Source organism: Nostoc flagelliforme FACHB-838 (assembly GCF_014698065.1).
In the GTDB taxonomy this organism is placed as follows: domain Bacteria; phylum Cyanobacteriota; class Cyanobacteriia; order Cyanobacteriales; family Nostocaceae; genus Nostoc; species Nostoc flagelliforme_B.
This window is the reverse complement of the sequence record NZ_JACJSI010000001.1, coordinates 146,358-159,407: the sequence shown is the minus strand read 5'-3', so window position 1 is coordinate 159,407 and position 13,050 is coordinate 146,358. Positions and strand designations below refer to the sequence as shown.

The window sequence follows — 13,050 nt, the reverse complement described above, 5'->3', positions numbered from 1 at the left end:
TATTTTAATTTTCTAATCACTAAAGTGCTTACTACAAACCCTCAAAACGAGCTTGACATACTATGCCATTACAGCGCTTCCCGCTATTATGCAGTACAGTTTTTTCCTTGCCCCTCTATTAGCATACTTTTCAGTTTTAATGATGTACCTCATAGCTGCCGGAGGTGCTGTAGTAGAGGATTAAAGTGCGAACTCTACCCTATAGGGTTACTCTACTAAAGGCAGTCTTTTCCCTGAAAATCGGGTTTTGACTGAACGAATCGCACCTGAGCTAAAGACAATGCTTGTAACTTCTTGCTGATGAATAGTCAAACTATGTAGGGTGAGCAAAATTTTGCCCACCCTATAAAACTAAACTTAATTATCCGTGTGCCTTTCTCAACGATGCACGTTAATGATGATGGTGGTGGTGATGATCTCCAGCGAGTTGGGGATTAACTGCCAAAGCTTGCTCTGACAACAACTCTGCAATATGAGCATCAGCCCATTGGGCTACCATTGCCAAAAATTCTGGATGATCGTTGACGCAAGCCATTTGCACGTAGTTCGTACCAGGATGCTGTTTCTCTAAAGCATGGATGATATGGTGTACATCCAATAAAGTTTCGTGGTTTTCTGTGGCAAAGCCAATTGGCATAAAAATTACCACTTTTGCACCCAGTTGAATCAGGTTATTTGCCGCTTGCTCTGCATTTGGCTGTGTCCAATCAATTAGGGGCGTATCATGATTAAGCCAACCCACTGAGATTAACGGATAGCGGTTAATCAACTTATCCCGAACTAAATCGTACATTGCTTCACTTTCGGCAATTCCAGAAGTAAAGCCTTTAGCTTTATGAGGACAGCCGTGGTTCATTAGCACAATACCGATTTGAGAAGGTAGATAAGCTGCGCCTAACTCAGCAATTTTCTCCTCAACCAGATGAGCCATCAAATCGATGTAAGCTGGTTCGTTGAAGAAAGAAGGAATGTAGCGCTGTGCTTTAACCCAGTGTTCTTCACCATCAGCCAATTCAACGAGAGCATTGTTAACTTGCTCGATCGCAATACCACTGGTAAAAATAGAATCAACAACCAGCAGTGGGTAGATTAGTAGCTTCTCGAAGCCTTGGTTTTTGACTTCTGCTAGGACTTGATTAGGTAGAAAAGGGGCGCAGAAGTTAAAAGCTTTGAAAACTTGAACCTTATCACCCCATTTTTCTTGTAATTGCTTTTCAATGCCAGCACGCTGCTGTTCAAAGATGGCATTGTGTGGGGAGATAAAATCATGGTGTGTGTGTCCCCACTCGTGGCGGTCAAATAGCGCCAAAAGCTTTGCCAGGGGGGGATAAATCCAGGTTGGCACCGGAGCGAATTTTGCTGTCAGTAGATTTAAAGCCTGTTCGTTATAGTTGGCGAAATCTTCGTAGCTTTCGACTTCGCCGTAGCCCATGAGCAATACGGCTACACGGTCTTTACCTGATAGATGCTCGTGACTATGTTGTACTTTTTCCGGCGTGGCAACCACAATGAGTTCCTCGATATAACCAGAGTGCAGAGAGATTTGGAGTTAGGGAATAGTTTGCACATTTTCCCATACTAGTAATTCATTATCCCATCTAGGGGGATAGGAAAGGTGTGGAAATCAAAATAATACATCAAAAGACATACTTTGATTGTTAGTGTATAGATAAAAACATTCTTATTAATCTGTCTAAAGTCTGGAGCTTCCCAAGAAATTAGGGCTAAACGCCTCGCTACCACCAACAGAATTAATTTTGATAGCGCAGTGGTAGCAAGTCTACGAGCGTCACTAAAAAGCGGGTAGCGCAGCGTAAAGCCTTCTCTACGAGAGGCAACGCCTTCGGCATAGCAACTCTTAGAGAGACTACGCGAATGCTTAGAGCGAGTCTGCATACTCCTTCCCTACGGGACGAGCTTAAGTTGACATCAATAAATATCTGTGCGGCCATACGTTCGCGTTTCTTCACTGGAAATCCCTAGGCTGTCTCTTTTGAAGGGAAATTTAGGATTAACTAAAAAGTTACCAGGCTAAAAGAGTAGTTAGAAAACACAGCCTAGCAGTCTAATTGCTAATACAAAGAGATAAGCTAAAAAAAGCACTTGCCAGTCTTTAAAAATTAGTTACGGCACAATAAAGCTAAATAAAGCTAGCTAATAAAGATAAATTAAGCGATAACTCTCTTTGTTCTTGCCTCCTGGCTCCTGTCTTCTGTCTTATCCCAACTGCAAATATTTACGCCTACTTATTTCTTTATGGGCTTTATTTCTTAACTTTACTAGTAATTGTTACATATATTAATTGTAAATTTGAGATCCAGTCTTGTATGATTTATTCCAACATTTTTTTAACTAAGACTTTCCAAATATATTATATGCAAAACAACTTAAACATTGCTTGCAGAGAGTTACAAAACTAGTGGCAGACTTAACTAATGTTCTCTCAATTGCGATAGGTGCAGTTCCTGAAGCAAATTCAAACTCTAAAATTGAAATTAGCGATTCGCACTAAGGAATGACACAAGGCATCATCCCTTCATTTGAATATTTTTAGACTAAATTATCTGATTTTACGATTAATTAAGTTTTATTTATAACTATAAGTTATTTATAATCTTCCCTTCATCTACTGTCACATTTTAGTCCTCTTTATTTGCCTTTTACGGTTTTGCTTGGTCAGTCTGCTTCTAATCAGCCCGAGGCAAAGCACAAGCTTCAAATTGCTGAACTAAGGGACTTGGAAAAAATGACTCATCCCAAATTATTTGTAAATTTGTAGGGGCGTAAGGACTTGCACTCCTATAATAGGATGTTTTTTTAACTGGAAGTCCCTAAGCTAAAAGTGAACAGCGAATAGATCCTTGTAGTAGGTTTAGGTTATTAATAATTTTGAAAGTTGCTACCCATAGATAGATGAAGATCATTATTTGCCCTGGAATGCACGATCTAGCCTTGACCCAATCCTTTATATCGGGATGGTTAGATATTTATAATGGCTCAATTCCTGAAAATAAAGTTAATATACTGGTTTTTCCGGGTAAGGATTTTTCGAGTTTATCAGCTTTGCAGATTTTGCAGTTTTTGCGCGATCGCCTAATCAACTCTCTAGAATCACCAATTATATTCATTAGCTTTAGTGCTGGCGTAGTTGGGGCAATAGGAGCGGCGCATTTGTGGCAACTTTTGGGTGGTCGTGTCAGAGCGTTTATTGCTATAGATGGATGGGGAGTACCACTACAGGGTAATTTCCCTATTCATCGGATGAGTCATGATTATTTCACCCATTGGAGTTCTTGTTTGCTAGGTTGTGGGCAAAATAACTTCTATGCAGAACCAGCTGTCGATCATTTGTTCATCTGGCGATCGCCCCAAATTGTACAAGGCTTCTGGGTAGATTCATCCATTGAAATTATTCCACCCAAAGGTCGTCTGACAGCAACTGATTTTTTGCTTATGCTGTTAAAGCGCTATGAAGCAAATTAATCCGGACAATGGAGTAAGTAAACAGGAGTTAGGAGTGAGGAGTCATGAAGGGAACAGGTTTCAGGTGACAGGCGACAGTGAAGAAAAACTATCCCTATACCCTATACCCTATGCCCTATACCCTATCCCCTATCCCCATCTACCCAAAGTATCTAAATGTTTCCAACTGAACCGGCTGCTGTTAATAACGGGTTTAGCGCACTGCTAAAAAACCGTGGTTTTATGCTCCTGTGGATTGGGCAATTAGTGTCCCAGTTAGCAGATAAAGTCTTCTTCGTTTTAATGATTGCTCTGCTGGAAAACTACTCACCGCTTCCTGGGTTGGCACAAAACTCAATGTACTCAACCTTGATGCTGTCGTTTACAATACCAGCAATTTTGTTTGGCTCTGCCGGTGGTATTTTTGTTGACCGCTTGCCAAAAAAGCTGATTATGGTTGGCTCAGATATCGTGCGTGGGCTGTTAACCCTCTGCCTTCCCTTTTTACCAAAGGAGTTCCTAATTCTGTTAATCTTGACTTTTGCTATTTCTTCAGTGACGCAGTTTTTTGCACCAGCTGAACAAGCAGCCATTCCCTTGTTGGTGAAGCGAGAGAATTTGTTAGCAGCCAATGCGCTGTTTAGCAGCACGATGATGGCAGCTTTAATTGTTGGCTTTGCTATAGGAGAGCCGATTTTGAGTTTGGCAAAAGACTTGATAGGAGCAGAATACGGCCAAGAGGTTGTAGTTGGTGGATTATACATATTATCTGCTGGGATCATGCAGCCAATTAAATTTAAAGAACACAACCCTCAAGGGGAAGATAGGACATCAAATCATCCTTGGGCCGAATTCACCGCGAGTGTGCGCTATCTTAAGAAAAACCGTTTGATATTGAATGCCATGCTGCAACTGACAACCTTATATTGTGTGTTTGCAGCCTTAACGGTGCTAACAATTCAATTAGCCGAGGAGTTTGGCTTAAAAGAAAAACAGTTTGGCTTTTTCTTGGCAGCAGCAGGCGTAGGTATGGTATTTGGCGCAGCGATTTTAGGTCACTGGGGTGATAAATTGCATCACAAGCCTTTACCTTTAATTGGATTTTTGATGATCGCATTAGTTTTAGGGGTGTTTACTTTTACGCACAACTTATTACTGGCACTAGGACTCTGTGCAGTTTTGGGTATAGGTGCTTCCCTAATTGGCGTACCCATGCAAACTTTAATTCAACAGCAAACACCGTCTACCATGCACGGTAAAGTGTTTGGCTTTCAAAATCATGCCGTCAACCTCGCTCTGGCCTTACCTCTAGCCATTACTGGGCCATTAACTGATGCTCTTGGCTTGCGAACTGTGCTGGTAGCAATGAGTATTGTTGTCGTAGTTGTTGGTATTTGGGCTTGGAAAAATACTCGCAATGTCTTGCAAGACGTAATTTAATTAATGTAGGCTAATAGCCTAGATTTATATTTAATATAAGAATTAATAAGATTTTGATTGAAGTTTTCAATTAAAATGAAATCTTAAATACAGAATCCAGCATTAACTTTAGCTTATAGTCTGAGGTTTGACCGTGCGTTCACGAACTGTCTCCGCAGGAGAATCGCTCTCCCCAATTAGTCTCCCACAAACCGAGAATCACAAACAGTCTCGTACTTCTAGCCCCCCAGTCGTACCCAAACGTGCATCTGGCGGTTTTGCTCTGCTTGACAGCCTTCATCGCCACGGCGTTGATTATATCTTTGGTTATCCTGGTGGGGCAATTTTACCAATTTACGACGACCTGTATAAGGTGGAAGCAACTGGTGCTATGAAGCACATTCTCGTGAGACACGAACAAGGCGCAGCCCACGCCGCAGATGGTTACGCCCGTGCAACTGGCAAAGTAGGAGTATGCTTTGGCACTTCTGGTCCAGGAGCAACTAACTTGGTGACAGGCATCGCCACCGCCTACATGGATTCAATCCCGATGATTGTAGTCACGGGACAGGTAGCACGGCCATCGATTGGTACAGATGCGTTTCAGGAAACCGATATTTACGGGATTACACTCCCAATCGTCAAGCACTCTTATGTAGTGCGTGACCCGAAAGATATGGCGCGAATTGTTGCCGAAGCCTTCCACATCGCTAGCAGTGGGCGTCCGGGGCCAGTTTTGATTGATGTCCCCAAAGATGTAGCTTTAGAAGAATTTGACTATGTGCCTGTAAAACCAGGTTCAGTGAAGTTACGCGGTTATCGTCCCACGGTGAAGGGAAATCCCCGGCAAATTAATGCTGCCATCCAGTTGATTACTGAAAGCCGCCGTCCGCTACTGTATGTCGGTGGTGGTGCGATCGCAGCTAGTGCCCATGAAGAAATCAAAGAACTAGCTGAATTATTTAATATCCCTGTCACTACAACCTTAATGGGGATCGGTGCATTTGACGAACATCATCCCCTAGCTTTGGGAATGTTGGGGATGCACGGCACAGCTTACGCTAACTTCGCCGTTAGTGATTGTGACTTGCTGATTTGCGTTGGCGCTAGATTTGACGATCGCGTGACAGGCAAGTTAGACGAATTCGCCTCCCGCGCCAAAGTAATTCACATCGACATCGATCCCGCAGAAGTCGGCAAAAACCGCATTCCTGAAGTGCCCATCGTCGGCGATGTGCGGAACGTCTTGGTAGATTTGTTGCGTCGCTGCAAAGAAACAGGCGTTAAGGCTACACCTAATCAAAACCAAGAGTGGTTAAATTTAGTTAACCGTTGGCGCGATGAGTATCCTCTAATAGTGCCGCAGCATCCCGACAGCATTTCACCCCAAGAAGTGATTGTAGAAGTCAGCCGCCAAGCACCCCAGGCTTACTACACTACAGATGTCGGACAACATCAAATGTGGGCAGCACAATTCCTCAAGAATGGCCCAAGGCGCTGGATTTCTAGCGCTGGTTTGGGAACGATGGGTTTTGGCTTACCTGCTGCAATGGGCGCGAAAGTGGCATTTCCTGATGAAGAAGTCATCTGTATTAGCGGTGATGCCAGTTTCCAAATGTGTTTGCAAGAACTTGGTACGCTTGCACAGTATGGGATAAATGTCAAGACAATAATCATCAATAACGGCTGGCAAGGGATGGTGCGCCAGTGGCAGCAAGCCTTCTATGGTGAGCGTTACTCATGCTCAAACATGGAAGTAGGGATGCCAGACGTAGAGTTATTGGCAAAAGCCTATGGCATTAAGGGTATGGTAATTAGCGATCGCAGTCAATTAAAAGATGCGATCGCCGAAATGCTAGCACACAAAGGCCCGGTGATTGTCAATGTCCACGTCACCAGAGACGAAAACTGCTATCCAATGGTAGCCCCTGGTAAGAGCAACGCTCAAATGGTCGGTTTGCAGAAGCAACCGCCAAAAGCAGCAGCCGAGCCAGTGTATTGTAGTCATTGCAATGCCAAAAATGCTCCTACCCACAACTTCTGTGCTGAGTGTGGGACGAAGCTGTAACGCTTTTTGATAATTCAGACTAGAGAGGTAGGGGAGCAAAGAGAAGGGGAGAAAGATACAAAAATTCCCCTACTTCTGCTCCCTTTCCTCTTGCGTAGAGATAGCTTAATCTTCTTGATTGGGTTGAGCTAAAGAGATATTTCCTAAGTAATTCACTAAATCATTTTGACTGGAGAAATCCAATAGTCCTTCATAATCTATAAAGCGGATGGTTATGAGATTCCACCGTAATGGTTATACCAATTCTCTATGAATACGAATTATATAAAATTTCTAGTTATCTTCAACATTTTATTTCCACCAGGCTGTAGTTCGTATTCAACCTTTTCAATATCTATCTTGTAACCTTTTAAAGCGTAATATTTGACAATTTCATCTAAGTGTTGTGAGTGTTTCCACATTAAAGTTATCAGGGGGAATATTCGGACTTCTTTAGCAATACGCAACATCTCACCTACAGAATCTAGGTGAAAATCGTAATCGAGATGGTCTGAATACAAAAACAGTAAATGTGAACAAAGCGCTATGTCAAATTTTTGATTATTAAATGCCAATTTGGGCAATTCACCGATTGTGTATCTGTTGCTTTTTTTGCCAGTTTCATAATCAGATATAAATTCTCGAATAACTTTTACTCGATTGTGTCGCAAATCATCTGGAGATTTATGATAGCTCCATACCCAATCATTTGATGTAGCCTTGACTTGATTAATAATATCATCTACTACTTCATTAAATCTTTGCAATATTTCATCACTGGAGAATTGGTACAGTGGATCAACAGAAACTACACTTTTACCCTGACGTGTCATTTCTGCATTAAAGCTTGCTGGCCCGTCTCCAATGCCAGTGATGCTTTTGTTCAAATCTGCGTTTGTTAAATTGAATATTTTTATATATTCATCCATTGACCTTCCAAAAGGAACGACTTTATCTAGAACCATTGCCATCGAATTTCCCTCGTAAATAAACTAATTAAGTAGGATAATATAGGAATCCGCTTTGATTTCTGAACTGATTTGCGTAGACAGGGAATAAGCAAGGGGAAAGAAGGCTTCCTACTTCTACTGAGCTTTTTCAAAAATCAAATATGAACCCTATAGCAAATTCAAAATGTTTTACGCACTATAAAACCGTAAGTTATTTTACAACCTTTAAAACATTTTTACCTTTAAACATTTACCTATTTTAAAGCGTAGGCGTAGCCCATCGTAGATATCGCCCTATTCTCAATAGTGAACAATGCTGATTTTCGATAGCTGAAACCCCTGCTATTACGTTGTTTTCAAAGGTCTATGGTTTACTGATATATTTTTTTAGTATTTCACCCCAACCTACAAACGAATGCACCAAAGTGTGACAAGGTGTTTTAATAAGAAGTGATGTAACTTCTCGTTGAAATATGCGATTCGATGAATTAGAAAAGGAACGTTAACGCAACCGAACTCTTGCTCAAGAAAAGTTTTCTAAACGCATATCAGTTATCAAAAACTGTATTGATACACAACATGAATATGTTGAATTATTTTTCGGTTTGCTTGAACACCGTCACCTTACGCAGCATGGTGATGTAGAAAAACCAATATTTTCGGCAGTGCTTAAAAATTAAATTTCTCTTTAATCAAGCTTAATACTGACTTTAGATGGTTTACATGGTTCAGGTTTAGCATTACTACGATCAGTCTACGAAGCTTTAATGATTGCGAAGTTCGCTTCTCTACGAAAAAATGATAATCTCATATCGAAGTGGATAGCTGGAGAAACAATTTATTTTTCAAATGCAATTTTGAAGAAAATTGTTACACCAGAACTCAAAGAATTAAAAATTCTTTGGGAAGCATTATGTAACGTATCCCACGCGACTATTTATTCATATCAAGTTTTAACGAGTTTTGAAGATATAGAGAAAGAGATAGCAGCTAACCTTGCCATTTTAATAATGTTATTGGGTTGTAATTTTCATTTAATTAACAAGCACTATATCACTAAAGAAATGGCATATTTAGTAAATAAATATCACAGTCAAGAAGGTGAGTTTCAATTTCGCCGAGATGCAGCAAAGATTGCTGTCCAAACAGCTACAATATTTAATTCTCCTCAGGCTCGGCAAGTTATTAAGGAGTATTCGAGGCTTTGGCAACTAGCTCCTTCTATAAATTCATAAATCCAAAGGAGTGTTTTCAGTTAACGAATTAGTTGTGACGAAGAGGTTACTTGCTTGCCACCACGTACTCAAATAGAGATAGAGCAGGTAGTGCTATTAGAGGATATGCTACGCCCCATCCAACCTACGTGGAAGATAATAAGCTAAATAGCATGATAATAAAGTTTTTCAATAAATTTTATATTTTTGTGAATTGTCTTGCTGGCTATACTACCTCTAATGCTTATTTTTAGGACTTTTGCAGCTTATTTAGCTAGCTCCAGTAGTTACCTTGACTAATCAATGAGCTTAAGAGAAACTAACTAAATACTGATGTGTGTGCTTATAATACTAATAAGTTTCGTAAAGATTCTGATATATATATGTTGGAAGATGGAACATTAGTTAACAAATGGCGAGTTTGTATCTAAAAATGTTCCTAGGGCTATATTTGTAGCCTTCTGCTAAGGCAGTACAATTTAAGCGTACTTATCCTGGTTGGCCAAAAGAATGGAGACATTAGAGTTCATAATTTATCCAGACGGTCGGGTACAAGAGAAAGTCACTGGCATTGTGGGTAATTCTTGCGCTGAAGTTACAGCAGCAATAGAGGCACAGCTGGGGCAAGTACTTAATCATGAGCCAACCTCAGAATATTTCGCCGCTCAGGTGCAGCAATCTAATGTGGCGAATACACACACCACTTACAGCGATTGGTAAGTTTTCACAGTAGTTTAGTGTTATTAATTCACAACCACCATGTCACACTTTAGCCAAATTAAGACTCAAATCCGTAACCTTGATTCTTTGAAAGATGCTTTGACTGAATTGGGCGTAGACTGGAAACCAGGCCCACGCGAGGTTCGTGGCTATCGCGGTCAAACCCATCCTGCAGAAGTTAGTATTGAGCAGGAAAATGGCTATGACATCGGCTTTAGATGGAATGGCAAGGAATATGAATTGGTAGCTGACTTGCAATATTGGCAGCAAGATTTGTCTGTAGATGGATTTTTGCGCCAGGTAACACAGCGCTACGCTTATCAAACAGTTGTGAAAGAAACCGCTCGTGTTGGCTTTCAAGTTTCTGAACAACAAAAAAATGAAGATGGTTCAATTCGCCTGGTAGTACAGCGCTGGAGTGCGTAATGGCTGATTTTCTGCCGTCGCCGGAAGAACAAGAAGATAACCGTTCCGGTTTAGAACCAGAATTAGGGGGTTTTTTACGGGATGCCCCAGAACGTTCTGGTTTGGAACCGGAATTGGGTGGTTTGCTGCGCCAAAATGGTGTTTATGTTGACGAAATCACCTGTATTGGCTGCAAACATTGCGCCCATGTTGCGCGTAACACCTTTTATATTGAACCAGATTACGGGCGATCGCGCGTGGTGCGGCAAGATGGAGATGCTGAGGAAATTATCCAAGAAGCAATTGATACTTGTCCGGTTGATTGTATTCACTGGGTTGATTACACTGAACTGAGAAAATTAGAAGACGAGCGCAAATATCAGGTAATTCCTTTAGTGGGTTATCCTGTAGAACAGGCAGTTGTTGCTAGCGAACGTCGGCGTAAAAAGCAAAAGTTAAAAACTAAAAAATCCCGTTATTAAGATAAAAACGTTAAATCAATATAGTAAAGGACTGGATATACCAGTCCTTTTGTTTTTAGTCATATAGTTAATTTCTGATGTCTAGATCACATCAAATCGCAAAAGGTAGTATTGTTAAAAATTGGTATAGCTCCCTTTATTTGAAATTTAGAGGATCATGTTGTGAAAGCAATTTTTCTACTTTCGCCTCGTCTAACCTAGCGGTTAATCTTCTAGTTTCATGCAAGTCTCTAGTAGTTTTCGCCAAAGTAAAAGTTGAGCCAACAGAAAAAGCCATACCCATACTTATAAAGCCTTTCACCCAACCATTTACAGGTAAGTTTACAATGCCGAAGCTAGTCATAGAAATAGAAATTACAAAAGCTGCCCAAGTTTGAATTACCCAAGCTGAACTGTCTTTTTGAGTACCAATTGTTTGCATATTTCTTACCTTTGATATGAGTTATTAATACCAATTCGTAATTTTAAATTAAGAGGCATAAGATTTAATCTGGGTTTCCAGACTTGTATCTATAGTTTAATTTTGGAGAATTGGTGTTAACAGTAATTGTATTAATTGGTAACTTTACTGGTATTAATAGTAAGACCAGTTTGGTAACTGGACTCCAAAAGGCAAGCTAAAAAACAATTAGAGTAAGTAGAAACTGGCACAAGATTTGTACCAGTTTTACAAGTGGCATCAACAGGATTCGTTTACTTATTCATCTGGAAAAGTCTGTACCTTGCCATCAGGACTAAGAACAACTCGAATTCTAAGATTTTGTCCCCGTGTATTGGCGGATACAAAAGGTTTTCCAACTTCAGGCATCCCAGCGTTATCAACGAATTCTCTTGCTGCTTTATTAAGGGGAAAAATTCGTTCAACTGTGCCGTCAACACTGACTATCAAACTATACTCTAATGTTTGCCCTAGTCCACTGGGTGGTTGCCAACGCTTTCTTAAGTATTCTCTAGCTTCTGCGACTTGAGGTGTATCAAATAATGTGCCAGTGCCAGTAGCCACTTCTCTAGATGTCGGGGTTTTGCGTGCGTCCCCTAATTGATCGATAAAGGGATTATTCTCGGCAGTTCTAGAGGAGGGAAGTTGTGAAGCAGGTTTCCCTCCAGGAGAAGCTTGCTGTAAGGAATTAATTCTTTCGTCTAGCTGTTGTGAAGTAAGTGAGGATGGTTGGGTGGGACTATTGACACGATTATTATAGGGTATGGTGTCAAGAGATGGCGGGACAACTGGTGAGATATTAGTTGGCAAGCTGTTTGTGTTAGAAGATAGTCTGGGTGGCAAATTCCGCAGCTGAGGGAGAGTACCAGCTTGGGGAGTTGACCCTGTAAGGTTCTGTCCCAGATTTGGGACTATGGCAACTTCCTGGCCTGGGATTTTGCTGGATGGTGCGTTAGCGTTTGCGGAGAAGCTCGCCGGAGGCATCGCTCGATTGCTAGGAAGAGTTGCAGTAGTCCCTTGAGGTATTGTCAGTACATTATTTGGCAATAGAGGTGACGGTGTAGAGAAACTCGAACTAGGGACTGTTAAAGGTGCTTGGGGTAAAGTAGATGTGACAAGCGGAGGGGTGGAACCTAGCACATTATCTAATGAAGTTGTGAGTCCAGGTTCAGGCGTAGGAAAATTTAGTGGGGCTGAAGGTTCTAAAGCGGTTTTTACTGCTGCTGAATCTGACGTTTTGGCTGTCTGCTGTTGCTTTTCCCTAATGTTGTTAGCATATTGCCAAGTAACTGGTAAAAAACCTATACCTAATACTAATACTGCGGCAATAGGTGCCCAAGCCGGGAACCTCAGAGTCGAACTCGTGTTGTTGAGAGTTGGGAGTGCCATGACATCAGTCGAGTATTCATCTAAAGCACTTGCCAAATCGAATAGTTGCAGCAGACTGAGTTGAATTACGGGGCCAGATGAGTGGTTGGCGAGAGAACCGAGAACTAAGTTATGAGTTAAATAGCTGCTTGGTTCTAAACGGATATTTGCCCCTGGGATTTGATTACTAAAGGCATTTAATGTTTTTGTTGAGGATTTTAATTCCAGGTCATCCAGTGCTGTGCTTGACTGCTGGGTAGGGGAAAAACTAACCCAAAAGCTTTCTGGAGACTGTTGGAGAAATTGCTGTACGTAGCTTGTGACAGCATCACATAAAGCTTCGAGTTGCTCGCGATCGCCCCGAATTGGAACTCTATGTTCTTCTGGTAGTCGGGGATCATCAAAACGTAGCTCAAAGCTCAGATGTTTGAGAACAGTTTTCCCCATCCAACGCGATAGAGGTGAGCTTTGCGCGAATACTTCTAGCGTGCAAGTCGGTGGTGTGTAGCAACGAATAACAGAATTTGATAGAGGCATGACAGGA

General features: G+C 41.3%; 12 protein-coding genes. 7 read left to right on the top strand and 5 right to left on the bottom strand.

Translation table 11 applies throughout. The features are described from left to right. Positions 1 to 391: 391 nt before the first annotated feature. Both H6G97_RS00680 and H6G97_RS00675 read right to left on the bottom strand, forming a co-directional pair. Positions 392 to 1,507, bottom strand: coding sequence for a ferrochelatase (locus tag H6G97_RS00680; RefSeq protein WP_190938829.1), 1,116 nt, complete (start codon positions 1,505 to 1,507; stop codon positions 392 to 394). 244 nt (positions 1,508 to 1,751) lie between these two features. Next, the gene (locus tag H6G97_RS00675) at positions 1,752 to 1,970 is read right to left on the bottom strand and encodes a hypothetical protein (protein WP_190938828.1); all 219 of its coding nucleotides are present in this window, start codon (positions 1,968 to 1,970) and stop codon (positions 1,752 to 1,754) included. A gap of 943 nt (positions 1,971 to 2,913) precedes the next feature. Between H6G97_RS00675 and H6G97_RS00670 the strand changes: the two genes are divergently transcribed. The 3 genes from H6G97_RS00670 (at position 2,914) to ilvB (ending at position 6,949) form a co-directional block, all read left to right on the top strand. Further along, positions 2,914 to 3,483 (top strand): hypothetical protein, encoded by a 570-nt coding sequence (locus H6G97_RS00670; RefSeq protein ID WP_190938827.1) that lies wholly within the window; start codon positions 2,914 to 2,916, stop codon positions 3,481 to 3,483. A gap of 156 nt (positions 3,484 to 3,639) precedes the next feature. Next, positions 3,640 to 4,902 (top strand): MFS transporter, encoded by a 1,263-nt coding sequence (locus H6G97_RS00665; RefSeq protein WP_190938826.1) that lies wholly within the window; start codon positions 3,640 to 3,642, stop codon positions 4,900 to 4,902. 133 nt (positions 4,903 to 5,035) lie between these two features. Further along, complete coding sequence (ilvB, locus tag H6G97_RS00660) at positions 5,036 to 6,949, top strand: biosynthetic-type acetolactate synthase large subunit (RefSeq protein ID WP_190938825.1); 1,914 nt, start codon at positions 5,036 to 5,038, stop codon at positions 6,947 to 6,949. Between the two features lie 260 nt (positions 6,950 to 7,209). Here ilvB and H6G97_RS00655 read toward each other — a convergent pair whose 3' ends face one another. After that, positions 7,210 to 7,899, bottom strand: coding sequence for an SAM-dependent methyltransferase (locus H6G97_RS00655; protein WP_190938824.1), 690 nt, complete (start codon positions 7,897 to 7,899; stop codon positions 7,210 to 7,212). 746 nt (positions 7,900 to 8,645) lie between these two features. On the opposite strand from H6G97_RS00655, the gene H6G97_RS00650 reads away from it, so the two are divergent. From H6G97_RS00650 to H6G97_RS00635, 4 genes are all read left to right on the top strand, one after another. Next, on the top strand, positions 8,646 to 9,113 hold the full coding sequence (locus H6G97_RS00650) for a hypothetical protein (protein WP_190938823.1): 468 nt from the start codon (positions 8,646 to 8,648) through the stop codon (positions 9,111 to 9,113). A 489-nt stretch (positions 9,114 to 9,602) separates the two neighbouring features. Continuing rightward, positions 9,603 to 9,812 (top strand): DUF2997 domain-containing protein, encoded by a 210-nt coding sequence (locus H6G97_RS00645; RefSeq protein WP_190938822.1) that lies wholly within the window; start codon positions 9,603 to 9,605, stop codon positions 9,810 to 9,812. A gap of 39 nt (positions 9,813 to 9,851) precedes the next feature. Next, entirely contained in the window at positions 9,852 to 10,238 is a 387-nt protein-coding gene (locus H6G97_RS00640) for a DUF1257 domain-containing protein (protein WP_012406942.1), read from the top strand. Next, entirely contained in the window at positions 10,238 to 10,699 is a 462-nt protein-coding gene (locus H6G97_RS00635) for a ferredoxin (RefSeq protein WP_190938821.1), read from the top strand. The genes H6G97_RS00640 and H6G97_RS00635 overlap by 1 nt, the downstream gene beginning before the upstream one ends. Positions 10,700 to 10,835: 136 nt before the next feature. On the opposite strand, the gene H6G97_RS00630 is transcribed toward H6G97_RS00635, so the two are convergent. Both H6G97_RS00630 and H6G97_RS00625 read right to left on the bottom strand, forming a co-directional pair. Then, positions 10,836 to 11,120, bottom strand: a complete 285-nt coding sequence (locus tag H6G97_RS00630; protein ID WP_190938820.1) for a YiaA/YiaB family inner membrane protein — start codon at positions 11,118 to 11,120, stop codon at positions 10,836 to 10,838. A 276-nt stretch (positions 11,121 to 11,396) separates the two neighbouring features. After that, entirely contained in the window at positions 11,397 to 13,043 is a 1,647-nt protein-coding gene (locus H6G97_RS00625) for a DUF4335 domain-containing protein (RefSeq protein ID WP_190938819.1), read from the bottom strand. Positions 13,044 to 13,050 lie beyond the last annotated feature (7 nt).

What these genes read in the sequence shown, in the direction of transcription:
- H6G97_RS00670 (WP_190938827.1), top strand. Translation starts at nt 2,914, where the DNA reads ATGAAGATCATTATTTGCCCTGGAATGCACGATCTAGCCTTGACCCAA.
- H6G97_RS00665 (WP_190938826.1), top strand. Translation starts at nt 3,640, where the DNA reads ATGTTTCCAACTGAACCGGCTGCTGTTAATAACGGGTTTAGCGCACTG.
- H6G97_RS00655 (WP_190938824.1), bottom strand. Translation starts at nt 7,899, where the DNA reads ATGGCAATGGTTCTAGATAAAGTCGTTCCTTTTGGAAGGTCAATGGAT.
- H6G97_RS00650 (WP_190938823.1), top strand. Translation starts at nt 8,646, where the DNA reads ATGATTGCGAAGTTCGCTTCTCTACGAAAAAATGATAATCTCATATCG.
- H6G97_RS00645 (WP_190938822.1), top strand. Translation starts at nt 9,603, where the DNA reads ATGGAGACATTAGAGTTCATAATTTATCCAGACGGTCGGGTACAAGAG.
- H6G97_RS00640 (WP_012406942.1), top strand. Translation starts at nt 9,852, where the DNA reads ATGTCACACTTTAGCCAAATTAAGACTCAAATCCGTAACCTTGATTCT.
- H6G97_RS00635 (WP_190938821.1), top strand. Translation starts at nt 10,238, where the DNA reads ATGGCTGATTTTCTGCCGTCGCCGGAAGAACAAGAAGATAACCGTTCC.
- H6G97_RS00630 (WP_190938820.1), bottom strand. Translation starts at nt 11,120, where the DNA reads ATGCAAACAATTGGTACTCAAAAAGACAGTTCAGCTTGGGTAATTCAA.
- H6G97_RS00625 (WP_190938819.1), bottom strand. Translation starts at nt 13,043, where the DNA reads ATGCCTCTATCAAATTCTGTTATTCGTTGCTACACACCACCGACTTGC.